This is a genomic window from Pseudomonas sp. PDM14 (assembly GCF_014851905.1).
GTDB lineage: Bacteria > Pseudomonadota > Gammaproteobacteria > Pseudomonadales > Pseudomonadaceae > Aquipseudomonas.
Map to the genome: position 1 here is coordinate 1 of NZ_JACVAQ010000010.1, position 255 is coordinate 255.

Sequence of the window (255 nt, forward strand, 5' to 3'; positions counted from 1 at the left end):
AGGACCAGGTGCCATCGGCATTCGGGGTAACGGTGTAGTCGGAACCGTTGACGGTCAGGGTCAGGTTGCCCGAGGTATTGGACGAAGTGCCGCTGAAGGTCGGGGTGTTGTCGGCGGTGGTGGTGATGTCGGCGATGGTCACGGTCGGCAGTACGTCGACAGTGAAGGCGTCGCTGTCATCGGCCTCGTTGCCCTGGGCATCGCTGCCTTTGATGGTGGCGGTGTAGTCACCGTCTGCCAGCGCAGCGTTGGTTG

The 255-nt window shown here is 62.7% G+C and carries 1 protein-coding gene; it reads right to left on the reverse strand.

The features are described 5' to 3' along the window. The coding region (locus IB229_RS21765; RefSeq protein ID WP_263864176.1) for a hypothetical protein at positions 1-255 on the reverse strand (255 nt) is incomplete at both ends.